15 protein-coding genes are annotated in these 18,339 nt (G+C 46.7%); 12 read left to right on the top strand and 3 right to left on the bottom strand.

Going from position 1 to position 18,339, the window contains the following annotated elements; genetic code table 11:
• Positions 1-39 precede the first annotated feature (39 nt).
• The 6 genes from trpD to MFMK1_RS02905 all read left to right on the top strand — a co-directional run bounded on the left by trpD (position 40) and on the right by MFMK1_RS02905 (position 6,849).
• On the top strand, positions 40-1,098 hold the full coding sequence (gene trpD, locus MFMK1_RS02880) for an anthranilate phosphoribosyltransferase (protein ID WP_366923660.1): 1,059 nt from the start codon (positions 40-42) through the stop codon (positions 1,096-1,098).
• A 1-nt stretch (position 1,099) separates the two neighbouring features.
• Positions 1,100-1,885 carry an indole-3-glycerol phosphate synthase TrpC gene (gene trpC / locus MFMK1_RS02885; protein ID WP_366923661.1) on the top strand — a complete coding sequence of 262 codons (786 nt, stop codon included), beginning with the start codon at positions 1,100-1,102 and terminating at the stop codon, positions 1,883-1,885.
• Complete coding sequence (locus tag MFMK1_RS02890) at positions 1,885-2,574, top strand: phosphoribosylanthranilate isomerase (protein ID WP_366923662.1); 690 nt, start codon at positions 1,885-1,887, stop codon at positions 2,572-2,574. The genes trpC and MFMK1_RS02890 overlap by 1 nt, the downstream gene beginning before the upstream one ends.
• 14 nt (positions 2,575-2,588) lie before the next feature.
• Complete coding sequence (gene trpB, locus MFMK1_RS02895; RefSeq protein WP_366924856.1) at positions 2,589-3,812, top strand: tryptophan synthase subunit beta; 1,224 nt, start codon at positions 2,589-2,591, stop codon at positions 3,810-3,812.
• On the top strand, positions 3,790-4,605 hold the full coding sequence (trpA, locus tag MFMK1_RS02900; protein WP_366923663.1) for a tryptophan synthase subunit alpha: 816 nt from the start codon (positions 3,790-3,792) through the stop codon (positions 4,603-4,605). Before trpB ends, trpA begins: the two co-directional genes overlap by 23 nt.
• 252 nt (positions 4,606-4,857) lie before the next feature.
• A complete protein-coding gene (locus tag MFMK1_RS02905) occupies positions 4,858-6,849 on the top strand; it encodes an FAD-dependent oxidoreductase (protein WP_366923664.1) in 1,992 nt (663 codons plus the stop codon).
• Here MFMK1_RS02905 and MFMK1_RS02910 read toward each other — a convergent pair.
• From MFMK1_RS02910 to MFMK1_RS02920, 3 genes are all read right to left on the bottom strand, one after another.
• Positions 6,846-7,217: a hypothetical protein gene (locus tag MFMK1_RS02910; protein ID WP_366923665.1), complete on the bottom strand. Its 372-nt coding sequence runs from the start codon at positions 7,215-7,217 to the stop codon at positions 6,846-6,848. The two genes, MFMK1_RS02905 and MFMK1_RS02910, sit on opposite strands and share 4 nt — an antisense overlap.
• A 72-nt stretch (positions 7,218-7,289) precedes the next feature.
• Complete coding sequence (locus MFMK1_RS02915; RefSeq protein ID WP_366923666.1) at positions 7,290-8,633, bottom strand: stalk domain-containing protein; 1,344 nt, start codon at positions 8,631-8,633, stop codon at positions 7,290-7,292.
• 138 nt (positions 8,634-8,771) lie between these two features.
• Positions 8,772-10,109 carry a polysaccharide deacetylase family protein gene (locus MFMK1_RS02920; RefSeq protein WP_366923667.1) on the bottom strand — a complete coding sequence of 446 codons (1,338 nt, stop codon included), beginning with the start codon at positions 10,107-10,109 and terminating at the stop codon, positions 8,772-8,774.
• Positions 10,110-10,343: 234 nt separating this feature from the next.
• On the opposite strand from MFMK1_RS02920, the gene MFMK1_RS02925 reads away from it, so the two are divergent.
• The 6 genes from MFMK1_RS02925 (at position 10,344) to pyrG (ending at position 18,320) form a co-directional block, all read left to right on the top strand.
• The gene (locus MFMK1_RS02925; RefSeq protein WP_366923668.1) at positions 10,344-12,041 is read left to right on the top strand and encodes an ABC1 kinase family protein; all 1,698 of its coding nucleotides are present in this window, start codon (positions 10,344-10,346) and stop codon (positions 12,039-12,041) included.
• 116 nt (positions 12,042-12,157) lie between these two features.
• Positions 12,158-12,745, top strand: coding sequence for a sigma-70 family RNA polymerase sigma factor (locus MFMK1_RS02930; RefSeq protein WP_366923669.1), 588 nt, complete (start codon positions 12,158-12,160; stop codon positions 12,743-12,745).
• Positions 12,726-14,438 carry a zf-HC2 domain-containing protein gene (locus MFMK1_RS02935; protein WP_366923670.1) on the top strand — a complete coding sequence of 571 codons (1,713 nt, stop codon included), beginning with the start codon at positions 12,726-12,728 and terminating at the stop codon, positions 14,436-14,438. Before MFMK1_RS02930 ends, MFMK1_RS02935 begins: the two co-directional genes overlap by 20 nt.
• A gap of 287 nt (positions 14,439-14,725) precedes the next feature.
• Positions 14,726-16,405 (top strand): arginine--tRNA ligase, encoded by a 1,680-nt coding sequence (gene argS, locus MFMK1_RS02940; protein WP_428846285.1) that lies wholly within the window; start codon positions 14,726-14,728, stop codon positions 16,403-16,405.
• A gap of 7 nt (positions 16,406-16,412) precedes the next feature.
• On the top strand, positions 16,413-16,571 hold the full coding sequence (locus MFMK1_RS02945) for a XapX domain-containing protein (protein ID WP_366923671.1): 159 nt from the start codon (positions 16,413-16,415) through the stop codon (positions 16,569-16,571).
• A 138-nt stretch (positions 16,572-16,709) separates the two neighbouring features.
• Positions 16,710-18,320, top strand: a complete 1,611-nt coding sequence (pyrG, locus tag MFMK1_RS02950) for a CTP synthase (RefSeq protein WP_366923672.1) — start codon at positions 16,710-16,712, stop codon at positions 18,318-18,320.
• Positions 18,321-18,339: the final 19 nt, after the last annotated feature.

The raw sequence follows: 18,339 nt of genomic DNA on the forward strand, positions 1-18,339 counted from the left end.
CGGAGTTTTTTAGCTAAGCGGAGGAGAGGAGAGACCAGTATGCAAAGGACGATAAACAAATTAGTGGATGGGCAGCATCTGGATAAAGAAGAGGCCCAAGAGGCTATGAGTTTGATTATGACAAATAGGGTTACCCCTGTTCAGGTGGCTGCTTTTATTACTGCGTTAAGAATGAAAGGGGAAACTGCCGCTGAAATTACCGGGTGCGCTCTGGCAATGCGTGACGCCGCTATTGCTATCTCCGCCAAATCGCCGGTAGTTCTTGACACTTGCGGTACCGGTGGGGATCGATTGGGCACATTTAATATTTCTACAGCCGCTGCTTTTGTAGTAGCAGGTGCGGGTGTAACAGTGGCCAAACACGGTAACCGATCCGTATCGAGTAAGTGTGGTAGTGCGGACGTGCTGGAGGCGCTAGGGGTAAGGGTAGATTTGATCCCTAAGCAGGTGGAAAAATGTTTGGCAGAAGTAGGCATTGGATTTTTCTTTGCACCTACCTTCCACCATGCCATGAAGTTTGCTGCCGGGCCGCGCCGGGAATTGGGTTTTCGGTCCATATTCAATTTATTAGGGCCGCTTACCAATCCTGCTGCCGCCGGTTATCAGGTGGTAGGTGTTTACCGCCGTGATGTGGCACCGATACTGGCCCAGGTGCTGCTGAATATGGGTTCTCAACGGGCTATGGTGGTCCACGGGGAGGATGGTATGGATGAACTTACTCTTACCGGCGCCACTTATATCAGTGAGACACATGACGGTGACATTATAAATTATCAAGTTACACCGGAGATGTTTGGTTTGACTCGATGTCTACCCGAGGAGGTAAGCGGGGGAACCGCTAAGGATAATGCCATAATCATTAGGCAAATATTTTCCGGCGAGGGAAACCTCGCCCGGCGGCAAATAGTGCTGTTAAATGCGGCCGCAGCTCTTTATGTCTGCGGTAAGGCAAAGGATTTGCATGATGGAATTCGCTTAGCGGCAGAGGTCATTGAAGGTGGTAAGGCGCTGGCCGTTCTTGATCGGTTGACTGCATTAAGCATTACTCTGCCAAACCCTGGGCGGGAATCCAAAGCCCTGGGGCACGAGGTGGGTTAAAATGAGTGGGTTTCTCAGTGAGATAGTGAAGATAAAAAAGGAAGAAGTTACTCGGGGATGCAGGGAACTGCCTATTACAGACCTAAAGACAATAATTACTTCAAGAGATTACCAGCCCGGAGCTTTTGTCCATGCCCTGCGCAGCGACGGTTTCAAGGTAATTGCCGAAGTAAAACAAGCTTCCCCGTCCCGGGGAAGTTTTGAACACCGGTGGGAGAAAAACGAACTAATTAATCAGTATCAACAGGGTGGTGCAGCTGCCATTTCCGTGATTACCGATGAAAAGTATTTTCAAGGGAGTTATCGCCTGTTAGGTAAAGTGGTGGATCGAACTATTCTGCCGGTACTTCATAAGGAATTTATTATTGACCCTTGGCAGATTTTGAGAGGGAGGGCAGCCGGTGCCTCGGCGGTATTGTTAATTGCTGCTCTGGTTGATGATGTTATGTTAAAGGAACTTTATTTAACGGCTAAGAATTTGGGTATGGACTGTCTGCTGGAAGTACATGACCGAAATGAATTGGACCGTATTCTTGGTCTACAGCCAGAGGTTATTGGAGTGAATAACCGCAATCTAAAAACCCTTACTGTAAACATTGATACCGCAGTTAGTTTAGCGGCCGAGCTGCCACAAACTGCTGTTAGCATCGCAGAAAGTGGTATAAAAACCTTCTGCGAAGCCCAGAGATTGGCCGACGCTGGTTACAACGGAGTGCTGATGGGAGAGGCTTTGGTGACCAATGTACAACCAAAGCAGCTGCTAAAAAAGTTAAGGCAGGTTAGGTAATGGTTAAGCCAGTTGTAAAAATCTGCGGTATCACTACGGCGGCTCAGGCTAAAATGGTTTCAACGGCCGGGGCCGACGCTATAGGGTTGGTTTTTGCAAAGCAAAGTACCCGCTTTGTTTCTCGGCAGCAGGCTAGTACAATCAGCCAAATGGTAGACAATGACACTTCGGTTGTTGGCGTTTTTTGCAATGATTCGGAAGAAGTGGTGGCGGCAGCAGCAGACTTTGTATCATTGAGTGCTGTTCAACTTCATGGAAATGAGTCCCCGGATTACTGTCGTCGGTTGCGTGAAAAGATGCATCTGGTTGAAAAGGGCTGCTGGCCAATGCTGGTTAAGGCTGTTCCCGTGCGCGGAGTCGAAACCTTGGAACAGGTTAAGCCTTATTTGCATTTAGTAGATGCGATAATGTTAGATACCTATCACCGGGGGCGGTTGGGGGGGACGGGAATGCAGTTTGATTGGCATGTGGCGGTTGAGTTTAACCGCCTGTGGCCGGAAAAAACACTCTTGATTGCCGGAGGTTTGAATGGTGTAAATGTGGGGACTTTGCTTGCCAGAATTAACCCTTGGGGGGTAGATGTGTCTTCCGGAGTGGAGGCGTATCCCGGGCAAAAAAGCCCGGAAAAGGTTTCGGCTTTTATCAAGCAGGTAAAAAAGGGCATAGATGAGGGGGAAGGACAGTGTTAACTAAAGACTTACTAATGGATAAACCGCTTAAGGGTTACTTTGGTCATTATGGCGGGCAGTATGTGCCGGAAACTTTGGTTTCCGCCCTTACGGAGTTGGAAAAAGCATATGAGTATTACACTGCCCAAAAAGAATTTTGGGCGGAGCTTAACAGCTATTACCGGGACTATAGCGGTCGGCCTACACCGTTGTTTCTTGCGCCCCGCCTATCAGAGCATTATTCCGCTGAGGACCTCAAGTTAAAAATCTATCTCAAACGTGAGGATCTAAACCATACGGGTGCGCACAAGATAAACAACGCTTTGGGTCAGGTACTGTTGGCTAAAAGGATGGGCAAGCAGCGCATCATTGCGGAGACGGGTGCGGGCCAGCATGGTGTTGCCACTGCCACGGTAGCCGCCCATTTTGACATGAAATGCTGTATTTACATGGGGGCGGTGGATATGCAGCGCCAAGCACTGAATGTATATAAGATGAGATTATTGGGTGCTGAGGTAATTCCGGCAACCGGCGGCACCCAGACTTTAAAGGATGCCTGTAATGAGGCCATCAGGGATTGGGTGGCGAATTCATTAGATACCCATTACATTATTGGGTCTGTGGTAGGCCCGCATCCGTATCCAGTTATGGTACGAGACTTTCAGCGGGTGATTGGCGAAGAGACAAAAGATCAGATTATTACTAAGGAAGGCCGACTGCCGGATATCATTGCTGCCTGCGTCGGCGGTGGAAGCAACGCCATGGGCATGTTTTATCCTTTTCTTCAGGAAGAAGAAGTAAAGCTGGTAGGTTTAGAAGCAGCGGGAGAGGGCTTGGAAAGCGGGCGGCATGCAGCGTCTTTAAGCCGAGGGAGGCAAGGAGTGCTGCATGGGGCGTTCAGTTACTTACTGCAAAACGATGACGGTCAAATTGAAGAAGCTCACTCCATTTCCGCAGGGTTGGATTACCCGGGAGTGGGGCCGGAACATTCCATGCTGAAGGATTCCGGTCGAGTGAAGTATTTGGGGGTCCAGGACCAAGCTGCATTAGCGGCATTTCACCAGCTAACTAAACTAGAAGGAATAATTCCTGCTTTGGAGAGTGCCCATGCCTTGGCTTTTTTAGAAGAACTGAAAAGTTTTATTCCCCGAGACGCAGAAAAGGAGACGATTGTCGTCATCAATTTGTCCGGCCGAGGGGACAAAGATATTGATACAGTCAGGGAGGAGGCAGGTCATGAGCAGCATAATGGAGCATAGTCGTTTGGAAACTGCGCTGGATGGTGCCCGGAGGAGGGATCGGAGAGTCTTTATGCCTTTTATTACCGCAGGGGACCCGCACCTTGATCGTACAGAAGAATTAGTTGCTGCTATGCGGCGGGGTGGGGCAGACATTATTGAGTTGGGTGTCCCTTTTTCTGACCCTTTGGCAGACGGTCCTGTTATTCAGCGAGCATCCAGCAGAGCGTTAAAAAATGGTACAACTATGCGGCAGATACTGGATTTGGCAGGACGGATGCGGGGTAATGGGACATTGGGAGCGACGCCGCTGGTACTTTTGCTTTACTATAACACTGTTTATGTCTATGGTGAGGAGAGGTTCGCCCGAGACGCAGCAGCAGCCGGCGTAGATGGTGTAGTTATACCCGACCTGCCGTTGGAAGCGGGAGGTTCACTGCGGAGTATGTGTAATAAAACGGGATTAACCATGATTGCTATCGTTACTCCAACTACCTCCGTAGATAGAATAAAGATGATTACAGATAATGCTGAAGGGTTTATTTATTATACCGCGGTCACCGGTGTTACTGGCATACGGGAAGGGCTTCGTCAAGAGTTGATGGGTGAAATTAAGCAGTTAAAACAGCTTACAAACCTGCCCGTATTACTAGGCTTTGGTATCAGTAACAGTCAACAGGCGCGGCAGGCAGCGGCGTTTGCAGACGGTATTATCATGGGTAGTGCATTGGTGGAATTAATCGAAAACAGCCTAGGGTCTGAAATGCCAAAGCTGATAGAAAGATTCGTGAGGGAGATCAAGCAAGTAATTTAAAGGGCTGCCAGTGAAATAACTCCACTTTTTCTGCAGACGGGTCTTGGATGTGGATTAAACTGCAATGTTTTATAGAAGATTCAGCGAAAAGGTAATTAGCAAATAATGACCCGGATTAGATCCTTGTTGTCCGGCAGGGGTAATGTTTTTTGGAGGAGTTGAGCCTCTCGAGAAAGAATATTAAAGGAAATGGTGTCGCATTTTGGCAGGCCATTGATTAATATTTCAACTCTTACTGCGGGGTAGTATTATATGGTACAGCTTCTGATAGTTTTCGGTATTATGCTCGCTACGGTATTCTTTTTGCTGGTGATTTTGACGGCGAACTACCTTTTAAACCCCAAATATAAGCTGGGCTTTCGGCGGCGAGTTTTTAGCACAACTTTCGTTATCGTTATTGCCCTGGTTTTTGTTGTCGCCGGGTGGTTTGGTATTGTTGGAATAGGACCGGCGGTGCAGGGTGCAAAGGATAAGGTGAGGCAATTAGGGCTTCTTTTTCAACGAGGAGGTAGTCCTGCGTATGATGTGGTTGTTTTGGGGGGAGAGCCTGAGGGCATTGCTGCCGCCGTGGCTGCAGCCCGTGCAGGGGCTGATACCTTATTAATTGTACAACGTCCTCAGCTTGGCGGCATAATTACATACAGCTGGCTGAATATGCTGGACATGAATTACGGCAAGGATAAACAACTGCTTACTCGGGGGATATTTTCGGAATTTTACGAGGCGGTAGGCGATACGTCCTTTGATATTGATGAAGCGCAAGCAGTGTTTGACAGGATGACTCGTGATGAAGGGAAAAAACTGAAGGTGGTTTTTGAAAGAATATTTTCCGAACCCATCATTGGTTGGGATCGGGGCACCCTGGTAGGCATTAAGGTTAAAAATGGTGACAAGGTGGAAAAGTACTTCGGCAAACGGTTGGTAGATGCTACCCAGGACGCTGACTTGGCGGCGGCAGCGGGGGTTAGATATACGGTGGGAGCTGAAGACATCGGCTGGGATAGAACCATGGCTGCTACCTTGATTTTTAAGTTAGCCGGGGTGGATTGGGATGTGGCGAGCCGCGCATTAAATACTGACGCATCCGCGATGACCGGGAGTAGAGGAAATTCTGCCTGGGGTTTTGAAAAAGAAATAAAGGGTTATCTACCAAGCAGTAATAAATTTCGTCTGCGTGGTCTAAACATGGGCCGACAGAGAGACGGTACAGTAATGATTAATGCCTTGCAGATTTTTGGCGTCAACGGCCTTAATGATGGGTCCCGCAATGAAGCTAAAATAAAAGCAGAAAAAGAGTTAGAAAGAATTATACCCTATCTGCGGGATAATGTGCCCGGTTTTGCCGAAGCACGTCTGGTTGCTGCGGCACCGGAACTCTATGTTAGGGAGACCCGCCATGTAATCGGCGAATACCGATTGGATATAAATGATGTGATGGAAAATAGAGATTTTACCGATGGTATTGCCATAGCATCGTATCCGGTAGATATTCAGGCCATGTCGCCGGACGACTGGGGCAATGTTGTGGGTAATCCGGTTCAGTATGCTATTCCCATCAGGTGTCTGGTAGTAAAGGAAGTGAATAATTTGCTGGTGGCAGGCCGGTCAGCCAGTTATACTTCTCTGGCAGCGGGAAGTGCCAGGGTCATTCCGGTAGGGATGGTGACCGGGCAGGCCGCAGGAGTTACCGCAGCTTATGCCGCAAAAGAGGGGTTAATAGTGGCTACAGCGGCTGCAAATGCTCTACATGTAAAACGAATACGCCAAAGACTAGTTCAACAAGGCGCTTATCTGGAACCTTTTGAAATAAAAAATCCCCAGCGCAAACACTGGGCCTATGATTCAGTCCGGGGATTACGCCCCATGGGGTTGGTAATGGTCGGCTATGAAAACGAACTGTCCTTGGAGGATACGTTTACCGAAGCTCAATTTGTGCGCATATTGTTCCAAGCACTGACTATAGCCATCCCGGAGTATACTCCCAAGCTTGAAGAAATAAAAGCATTGGCCGGCGATGAACTGTTGGCCGGTCCTAAGATGCTGGAGCTGCTCACCGTGGTGCATCGTCTGCCGGAATACTATCGGGAATACGATAGTAAAGACCTTTACCGCTTGATGAAGGATGTGGGCATGCTCAGTTATGAATTTCAGCGGCATTATGACCCACAAAAGCCCCTCACCCGCGGGCAGATTTATACATTGATACTTGATACCATCAGGTATTATAAAGAAGGAAACGGTTAAGCCTCGCCATCATGCTTCTGGATGATGTCACGGGCCTTCTCCAGTTTATCTTCTTCTACAACTACCGTTAGCAAAAAACCCTTGCCCCCCACCAATCCTGCCTCAGTGGAATTGCCGCTGGCTGCATTATCCACTGCCAGGAGCGGACCTACATCACCGGGGAGGCCGCCGCCGGAGTTTTCGGTGAGAGCCGCAAGACTTGTAGCTTCACCGGCGATGGGGTTATTGTAATGACTGTTGGGTTTACCCGGATATTTGCTGACCCGGTCTACTTGGGTGGTGTTTATACCCTGGTCATTTAATTCTTTTTCTGCTTCCATTGCCTTGGTATCACTGGGAAATGAGGCGAGAATAGTTCGTTCTGACAAAATAATCCCTCCATAGTTGGGCAATTTGTAATTATAATCTGCCCCGGGAGGGATTATTTATTCTATTTAAAACTAGTTACTTCTTTCCGGGAGCAGCACCTTTATCAGGTTATTGTCAGCATCCCAAGCCAGCTTGTACCCTAAAGCAGCAGCTGCAGTGCGTAAAGGGAGATAGGACCTGCCATTAATAATAAAAGCACTTTGATTGCCCACATTTTTTAATGGACGCACCGGAAAAACAATTTCTGTATCTTTATGAGAGAGCTGGATACTGCGTTCCCCAGGCTGCCACATTAAAGATGCTCCCAGAAGGTCCCGTAAGGATGCGGTCGAGACGTAGGTAGTACCATTTATCAGGTAGACCCTGTCAGTGATGTTGAAGAGTTCTTTATCTTTTTCCCCTTCCAGGTTTTTTGATATGTCACTGAGAAAATTCTCGTCGTCTATCAGGTTTGAATAGTTGCTTAAAATATCCATATTATCAGTCAAGGCATAATTGTTGATACGCCTATCGATGGGGGCGTTGATTAGGTTATTGACATCGAAATAGAAGATAGATTTCACTCGGGGGTACTTTGAACGGATACCCGTGTACATCCGGGAAAGCTTATCGATGGCAAAGGATTGATAATGTTTGCTATCGGTGATGGTATAATGAGTGACTCCGAATTCCGATATTTGAATGGGTTTTTTTCGACTAAAAGTGTTGTAGACGAAATCGAGAAGCTCCAGCGGATCCTCGTGGGCTGCAGGAGAGTTTATGTCATTATTATGATAGATTACATTGTAGATATTAACTCCTACCCAGTCTACATAATCATCCCCGGGATAATAATCCGTTACTGTAGCTGTGGGGAAAGTAAAGACAGTCCACACCATGATAACATTAGGCGCCTCTTCCGCCATTACATCATGCACCAACCGCCATTTTTCAATGTATTCTTTCGGGTTGCCGCTATAAGGGGCCCAAGTTCCATTCATCTCGGATGCGAAGCGCAGAAAGACGGGCACCCCGGTGGAAGACAACTTTTTAGCGAAATCTCTTAGGTATGCATTATCCTTGATCTCATCTAAACCCCTGTTTGGTTCCCAGGCCAGGTGGGGTACTGCACCTGCCTCTTCAACGTCGTCAAACCATTGCTGAGGGAATTGATGCCCATATCCTGAGTAAAGAAAAAAGGAAGCATGCTTTTTACCGGTCAATCGGTTAAATTCCGACATGCTGCCGTTAATTAAAGTATCCTGTAATACATACGCACCCAGGTATGTGCCCTGAACGGGTTCAAACTTCCCTAATTTATAATTGTTCACTTCCGCCAGCACTCTTGGGGCAGCGGGTCCCGCAGCTAAGGCGGGGCTTGGTACGGCCAGAAGCGCAGTTAATGCGGCTAATGTGAGTATTTTTGATAGTGTCACTATTATCGCTCCCATTAATTCAAAATAAAAGATTGCCTTGTCTAATTCGACAAGATGTACCGCTTTCCTGTTTAGTGTACTTCAATGAAAATTAAAAAAACCACCCCGCAGGGTGGTTGCTGTACAGTCCTATAATAATTACTGAATGGTAAAATAGTGTTCTGCTACTTTTTTGGCGGTAGTTTCAATTTCTACCATCTTTTTGAAATTATCCATCGTGGCATTGCTGGGTACCAAACTCCATTTGATATCGGTAAGCGGACTGCCGTAGAAATTTTCTTCCGAGCTGCTGTTTATGCGGAAAAAGTACCGATAACCGCTTTCTTTGGCTGCAATGAATGCGGTGGGTGTTTGTGGAGCCGGCCATGAAAGGGCCGTTGGTTTCGCGCCTGTTATCTCCTTAATTTTAGCATTAAGCTTTACAAAATCTTGCTTCAATCTCTCTCTATACGCTGTATCGCTTTCCTGAGAATTCTGGTAGAGCAGCTCTTTACTGTGCAGGTTGTAGCTGTGACTGGCGATAGTGAACAATCCCGAGTCAGCCAGCTTCTCTAATTCCTGCCAGTTCATGGCCAGGGCAGAAGGCCCTGTTGAATTGTCCAGGAAGTTTCCTAGAGTAAATAAAGCAGCTTTAAAATTAAGCTCTTTCAAAATGGGTAGTGCCCTGGTGTAGGTACTTTTATAGCCATCGCCAAAAGTAATAAGTACGGATTTCTCCGGCAGTTTTTGCCCTGTGGACATATAATTTGTCAGCTGTTCAAGGCGAATGGCTTGGTAACCGTTGCTGCTCAGGTACTGCATCTGCTTGCGAAAGTCAGCAAGACTTTCCGTATATAGGTTGACCTCTTTTGAGGCACTAATCTCGTGGTAAAGCAAGACGGGGACCCCTCTATTGTGCTGCTCTACTACATAATGATACCTTGCCGGTGCCAGCGGTTTGCTGTCTACTTTGGCCTGCCAGGTAATTTGCTGACTACCTTTTGACACCGGGTAATTTTCAAACGGTACGGCCACAGTTTTGCCGCCTGCATCTAATACCTTGATAGTAATAAATGCGCTGGTATCCATGTTAAAATCAAATGAAACTTCTTGTGAAGTTACTTCTTTCTCTTCTTCGGACTTCGACGATGTATTTTCTGTGCCATCGTCCTTTGCTGTAATTTCATCATTGCTGCTAGTTTCATGTTTTTCTTCATCAATTTCCGGTTTATCCGGTGCATCGGGCTCTACAGCCGTTTCGGCTTGAACCGGCTGTTCTGTTGCTTCCGCCTCATTTGCCGGAACTTCCACATTATCTTTATGTTGGGAGTCGGTGTTATCGTCATCCGCATGAGTTGTCACGTCGATGGTTTGTTCATGACCATGGCCCGTTTCTTCCGGGCCGAAAATATCCACACCAATAATGGAAAGCCCTAACAAAAACGTGAGCGCAAATATCACCGTGCTGGTAATAAGTAAGGTTAACCAATACCGCATTTCACCGCCCCCTTTCAATTTATAAATATTCAGCGCTCGCCAAATTATTTCTAACAAGTTTTACTTCTACATTTGTGAAAAAATTCCTTTAAGGGTAATACAAAAAATGGACTGCGCTAATGATGGTTTTCTATAAATACATAATCCCTACTTCCCGTTGACGGCGTATAAAATCGGCAGTAAAGTCGACATACTAGCAATGACTTTGGAAATAAACGCACAAGGGGTAAAATAATGGAATTTAAAAATCTTTATCATAAATATCAAAATAGGGATCGTTATCGGGAAATTCTACATATTTTAGGTCGACATGGGTTTAGGTTTCTGCTGCAGCGTCGTGGTTTTCGTAGTATCGGCTATTGGAAACAAAAGGTGCTGCCCCATTATCCCAAGCCGGCGGTACTGTCGGAATATGAGGGGGAAATGACGCTGCCACGGCGCGTCCGATTTTTATTCGAGGAGCTGGGCCCCACTTTTATTAAGTTGGGCCAGATATTAAGTACCCGGCCGGATTTGGTGCCCAAAGAGTACGCCCAAGAACTTGGCGTACTTCAAGACGGGGTCATGCAGGAAAGCGCCAAGAAAATTCGACAACAGTTTATAAACAGCTGGGGGCGGCCCCCGGAAGAACTATTTCGCGAATTTGATTATCAACCGGCAGCTGCCGCGTCAATTGCCCAGGTGCATCGGGCGGTGCTCCCTGATGGCAGGGAAGTGGCGGTTAAGGTCCAGCGCAGCGACGTAAAAAAAGTGATGGAAAAGGACCTGACAATACTGCAGGACTTAGAAAAACTGCTGCAGCATTCTTTAGTTGGTAAGGTTTGCGATGTAGCGGAAATTAACCAGATATTATTCCGCCAAATTAAAAGGGAACTGGACTTTACTGTAGAGGCGCTGAACATGGAGCGATTCGAAGAGGTTTTAGCCGGTAGCGGCATTTTAGTTCCTCGAGTATATTGGAACTATATCTCTCAGCACATTCTCACCATGGATTGGGTGGATGGTCGGCCTGCCAAAGAAGCGCTAGTGGATTGCGAAGCAACAGAGGCAGGGGAAAAATTTGCCCAAAAAGTAATGTATACGGTCTTGCTGCCATTTTTTCGTCATGGCATCTTTCATGGTGATCCTCATCCCGGAAATGTTTTTTGGCTGGATGGTGGTGACTTGGCTTTGGTGGATTTTGGTATCACCGGGCGACTAGACCAGGAATTTCGTTTCACCATTGCGGAACTGATGCTGGCGATAAACGAAAAAGATACTTGTTCGGTGGTAACCATTACCAAAAAAATAGGTAAGATGACACAACCAGTTAATGAAGAACACCTTTTCCAAGATGTTTCAGAGATGTTGGACAGGGCAGCGGGGCTCAGCGGCAGCATTAGCTTCAGTTATCTAATCAACGGTATGATTGATATTGCCATTAATCATGGGATTAAAATGCCCGGCAGTTTCTTTTTATTGGGTAAGGCACTGCTTACCGCTGAAGGGCTGGCCCGACGTTTCCACCCTGATATCGATGTCGTAGATATATCCAGACCCTTGGCGTTGGCCTATATGAAGACACACTTCCAACCGGTTCTTACTCAGGAGAGGATTTATAAACAGGGCGCGGGTTTGTTACGGGGGATGCTTTCCTTTCCCCGAGATGTAGCTGAGGTAATTTCCGATCTCGCCAAGGGAGAATTAAGCATCGTTTTTATCCATCGCGGGCTGGAGGTGCTTTACGATAAACTGGATGCTGTATCCACCAGATTGGCGATCAGTCTGATTATTGTGGCCATGATGGTCAGCTCCGCTTTGATTATCCATGCCGGGTCCGGGCCGGTGCTCAGCATGGGACTTCCTCTGCTGGGTTTAATAGGGTTTTCCGTGGCCGCCCTCTTAGGAGTATGGATGGTAATAGGGTTATTGCGGGACGGTAAAATCCGTTAAAATGGACTTTTTAAAAAAATTTTGCAAGATTTGTTCGGATTGGTTAGTATTTATATATAAAGCCGCATTTTTATGTGGCATTTATATGCAAATATTCCAGTCGGGGAGCGTAATACATGGATCGTTTGATGGATGAAGTGCTGGTGGGACTATGTCTTAATGGGGACCGAGAGGCATTTGCCGAAATAGTTCGCCGCTATCAAAAACAAATATACAGTCTTACCTTCCGGCTAACCAATGATAGTATGGACGCTCAGGATTTGGCTCAGGAAGTTTTTCTTCACCTTTATCAGGTGCTGGAGAAATTTGATGGAAGCAGGAAGTTTTTTTCCTGGATGTACAAGGTAGCGACCAATTATTGCTACACGGCATTGCGGAAGAAGGCTCCTAATGAGATTTCGTTGGAAAAGATTATCGATTTTACGCCGCTGAGGCCGGGTGACCACGGACAACCGGAAGACCAATGCGAGGTTAAAGAAACGCAGATGCTGGTGCGAGAAGCTATCAGCCAACTGCCGGAAAAATATCGTATTCCGTTAGTGCTACGCTATCTTGAAGAGTTTAGTTACCGGCAGATATCTGATGCCATGGATGTCCCGGTGACTACGGTGGAGACAAGGCTCTATCGAGGGAAGGCGCTGCTGCAGAAGAAGCTGGCCATTGTATTGGAAAGGGGGGGACAAAATGAGATGTCAGGAAACTAAACAGTACATTTACAGTTATATAGACGGGTATTTGACTGAGTCCCAAGAGAAGACATTGTATCAGCATCTCTCTCTGTGTCCTTCCTGCCAAAATGAAATGAATGTGGCCCGGCGGGTAAATGAGCTGCTGGAGGAGAACTGCACCACCGTTGAACCACCGGCGAATTTTACCCGGATGGTGATGCAGCAAATACCCGGTGCCCCTGAGGTTGAGGAAAGCCCGGTCCAAAAGAGGCGTAACCCTAAAAATAAGTTTTCTGTCGCGGGATGGCTCAGTTCCATGTTGGACATGGAGACAAGGGTATTGTTGGCGGCATCATATTTTGTTATTTTTATTGCTATTGGTGTTTTATTTGTCTACGGCAGCAACCAATTAAATGCATTAACTCCCGCACAGCAAGGTCCCGGGCAGCAGCTATCTGGGGATATCCTTGATGAGGAAGAGACGACAAAGGGTAACGAAGGCCAAAAGAAGACGGATACGCAGGAAGGCATTAAACAGAGTAATAACACTGATCCCAATGTAGTGGTACCGTCACCGGCAAAACCTGACCCCGATGACCGCGATGATAGATTATCAATTACTGATGATATAGATGTAGAAACAGTTTCTCCCACTGTTATCTTAACTCCGATGATAACGGACAACCGACTGAATAATATTCACCCTGCATGGGATAAAGATGGGAATATTGTTTACCTGTCTCAACGTCGAGCCGGTGAAGAACGATATGCTGTCTGGAGGACTTCGGCTGATGGTAAGGGCGGAAAGACCATAGCAGCCGGGCAATATGGTTTGCCGGTGATGCATGGTGGGGGGATTTGGTCGCCCGACCGTTCGGAAATTGCTTATGTAACTGACCGCAACGGTTATATGGAAATATGGGTAGATGATTTATCGGGAAGAGGTACTAATCTGACCATTGATACCACTGGTAAGGCTGTAGAGCGGGCAAAAGATAGTAAAGACTTTTGGGCATATAGTCCGGTATGGTCATCTCAAGGCGAGATTGCTTATCTGACTACGCGGTCCGGCAATGTGGATATTATGGCTATTGATATTAACGGTACCAATCGGGTGGTTACCATGACCCCGGCGGTGGAGACTAATCCTGATTGGTCTCCGGATGGAGAGAAACTTGCGTATTTCCGCTCTATGACCGATGAAGAGGGCGAGACGACCAATCAAATTTATGTAGTAAATAAGGACGGCAGTGACCCTCGGGCAGTGGTTTCTGACTTTGACGCTGCGTCGATGGTGCCGGCATGGCATCCTGACGGAAAGATGCTGGCAATAAATGCAGGCCAAATGAAGGAAGGTTCCCTGGAGAATAAGGGCATTTGGCTGGTTAACCTAGATAGCGGCACCGCTACTCAACTGACTAAAATAGGCGGCGGTGAGATGGTATCATGGTCACCCGACGGCAGCAAGGTTGCTTTTACTGATACAAATGGTGTTTTGCATGTTCTTTATTTAAAAGAAGACCTGACAGTGGACGGTATTTATCGTATTATGCCGGGTTCCGAAGGTGAAACCAAGGTCTGGGTTGATTGGTCTGCTGACTCTAAACAAATGTTGTTTGACTGGGATAAATCGGGATCGGCTCGGGGCGTTTGGGCTGCTACCCTGCCCGTGGTAAAAAAGAATGAAAACCCTGCTGAAGCTAATACTACCAGGCAGATGTTTGAATAATAAGCAAAAGATTTTATGGCCGAAAGTTTAACCGGTCATAAATGCAATTAACCCAAAGAGGGAAACCGCGGGACCATGTCCCGCGGTTTCCTGTTGCCGAGAATTTTTAGAGAGATTAGAAGTGGGTAATAATAGATAGACAATGATTTATTTTCCCTGAAAAATTGCATTGAGAATGTCTGTCAAGTTACTTGACAGTATCTTGTTTAAAGTATTAAGCTAATTATGAATTTTGTAGAAAATTGGCATTACCTGAAGGAGGTGTGCCCGCCACAGGCGGGATATAAGTGAACTTTTTTGCGGAAATTCAAAACCAATTGGTAAAAGAACTGCATATTGCTTTGGAGAATGCCCGGGATGCTGGTAAAATCAGCTTTGATACATTACCCGAATTTGTTGTAGAAGTACCGCGGGAAAAACAGCACGGGGATTTTGCCACCAACGTGGCCATGCTGTTGGCTAAGCAGGCCAAGATGTCTCCGCGCAGTATTGCTACCCTAATTGTAGAATATTTTCCTGCCGGGGATGACATAGAAAAATTAGAGATTGCCGGTCCTGGATTTATTAACTTTCGGTTGAAGAACAGATGGTTGTATCAAGTTGTACCTGAAGTGATTGCCCGGGGTTGTGATTACGGCAACGGTGATATAGGTGCCGGACAAAAGGTTCAGGTGGAATTCGTCAGTGCTAATCCCACCGGTTTGCTACATATGGGTAATGCTCGAGGTGCGGCGCTGGGTGATTCCATTGCCAACCTGCTGAAAAAGGCAGGTTATGATGTCAGTCGAGAATTTTTTATTAATGACGCAGGCAATCAAATAGAAAATTTTGCCCGTTCCTTGGAAGCGAGATACCTTCAGCAATTAGGGCAGGATGTACCCTTTCCCGACGAGGGATATCATGGCGCAGATATAATAGATACTGTTAAAGGTTTCATTGACCAGGTGGGAGACAAGTATCTTAGCGTAGATGAAGAGCTAAGGCGGGAAATGTTGGTAAAGTATGCCCTGGATGAGAAGTTAACTGCTATTAGAGAAGTGTTGGGACAGTTTGGGGTAAAGTATGATATGTGGTTTAGTGAGCAATCTCTCCATGATTCAGGTGAGATCAACGAAACTATTAAAAGAATGAATGAGCAGGGATACCTGGTGGAGCAGGATAATGCTCTTTGGTTCAAAGCCACCGAATTTGGTGAAGAAAAGGATGAGGTACTGGTTCGTTCTAATGGTATACCTACTTACTTTGCGGCGGACATTGCTTACCATCGCAATAAATTTGAACGAGGCTTTAAATGGGTGATTAACCTTTGGGGTGCCGACCACCACGGTCATGTCTCCCGCATGAAAGGAGCCATGCAGGCGCTGGGATACGACCCGGATAAGGTGCAGGTCGTGATCATGCAGCTGGTACGGCTCTTTCAGGGTGGAGAAAGTTTGCGGATGTCCAAACGTACCGGTAAATATATTACTCTAAGTGAATTAGTCGAAGAGGTGGGTCGTGATGCGGCGAGGTATTTCTTCGTTATGCGCGGTGCGGACAGCCACCTGGATTTTGATCTTGACCTAGCCAAATCTCAATCCCAGGATAACCCGGTTTACTATGTTCAGTATGCTCATGCGCGAATTTGTAGTATGATACGCCAGGCGGAGGAAGAAGGACGAAATATTCCTGATGCAGCCGGGGTGGATTTTACCCTCTTACATGAAGACGCGGAATTAGAATTGGTGCGTAAACTGGCTGAGTTTCCAGAAATAGTTGCGGGTGCGGCCCAGGCGCTAGAACCTCACCGCTTGACGCGCTATGCCCATGAATTGGCTGGCCAGTTTCACAGCTTCTACGGCCACTGTCGGGTGTTGGGTGATGACGTGGCACTAAGTGATGCCCGTATAACCCTGGTTCTCGCTGCTAGAATAGTATTGAAAAATGTTTTATCATTAATCGGTGTTTCTGCTCCTGAAAGGATGTAGCAATTTTATGTGGCAAATTATTTTTTCCGCAGTGACGGGTATGGTGGTTGGCCTACTCTTTGCCATTCTACGATTACCTGTCCCCGCTCCACCCACAGTGGCTGGTGTGATGGGTATTGTGGGTATTTTTTTAGGATATCTGGTAGGAAAAAGATTTCTGCCTTAGTGAGGCGCCTATACAGTCGGCGCTTATCCGATCGGACCGTTCTTTTGGGGTTTCCTCTTGGATAACAATCTTGACGGAGCATTACGATAAGGGATAGAATAAATGAGGTTAATTTAAGACGGAACAGGAGGTTTTCCCATGCCAAAATACATCTTCGTTACCGGTGGTGTTGTCTCTTCTCTGGGAAAGGGTATTACAGCTGCTTCTTTGGGGCGTCTTTTAAAGAGCAGGGGGTTAAAAATAGCGATACAAAAGTTTGATCCTTATATAAATATCGACCCCGGTACAATGAGTCCTTATCAACACGGGGAGGTTTTTGTCACTGATGACGGTGCTGAAACAGACCTGGACCTTGGACATTATGAGCGCTTCATCGATGAAAGTCTTAGTAAAAGCAGTAATGTTACCACGGGAAAGGTTTATTGGTCAGTAATAAGTAAAGAACGCCGTGGTGACTACTTGGGCGGTACGGTTCAGGTAATTCCCCATATTACCAACGAAATTAAGGAAAGAGTACATCGTGTGGCGCGGGAACATAATAACGATGTTGTCATAACTGAAATTGGCGGCACCGTGGGCGATATAGAATCTTTGCCTTTTTTAGAAGCCATTCGCCAATTGAAAAGCGACGTAGGCCGGGAGAACGTTATGTATATCCATGTTACCCTGGTCCCCTTTCTACAGGCCGCGGGGGAAGCGAAAACTAAACCCACCCAGCATAGTGTGAAAGAACTACGCAGCATTGGTATTCAACCGGATGTTATTGTCTGCCGTTCGGAGAAACCTATCTCTAAAGAAATGGAAGAGAAGATAGCGCTTTTCTGCGACATTGACAAAAATGCGGTAATTCAGGCGGTGGATGCGGATTCTATCTATGAAGTGCCATTGATACTGGCTCGTGAGGGACTGGATAAGATAGTCATCGACCGTCTCGCATTAAAGGCCCAAGAGCCGGCGATGGATGATTGGAAAAAGATTGTTGAAAAGATCAAAAATCCAAAAAGCGAAGTGACCATTGCCTTGGTGGGAAAATATGTGGAGCTGCAGGATGCTTACTTGAGTGTTGCTGAAGCGCTGCGTCATGCCGGCATTCATTATCAAACAAATATAGATATAAAGTGGATTTATTCAGGCCACTTAGAAGAACCTGGCGCCTTAAGCATGTTAAACGAAGTTGACGGCATCTTGGTTCCTGGCGGATTTGGAGATCGGGGAATTGAGGGCAAAGTGGCGGCAGTGACTTATGCCCGGGAAAACCGTATTCCCTTTCTGGGTATTTGTTTAGGTATGCAGTTGGCGGTGGTTGAATTTGCCAGGAATGTACTGGGCCTGAAGAATGCCAATAGTTCTGAGTTTGATGCGGATACCGATTATCCGGTTATTGACCTGCTCCCCGAGCAGAAAGAAATCGATGATTTAGGCGGCACCATGCGGTTGGGCACATATCCATGTAAAATTGTACCGGATACCTTTACCCAGAGCGCGTATTCTGACGAGATCATTTATGAGCGTCATCGCCATCGATATGAGTTTAATAATACGTACAGGGACGCGTTCGTTCAAGCTGGCATGGTAATTTCCGGAACCTCGCCTGACGAACGATTAGTGGAAGTCATCGAGCTAAAAGACCATCCGTGGTTTGTGGCCTCCCAATTTCATCCTGAGTTCAAATCTCGTCCTAACAGACCGCACCCTTTATTTAGCAATTTTATCGGAGCGGCAATTGAGAAAAAATTTGGCGAGAAATAAATTGGCATTTATCTTAGTT

This window comes from Metallumcola ferriviriculae (genome assembly GCF_035573695.1).
GTDB classification, from domain to species: domain Bacteria; phylum Bacillota; class JADQBR01; order JADQBR01; family JADQBR01; genus Metallumcola; species Metallumcola ferriviriculae.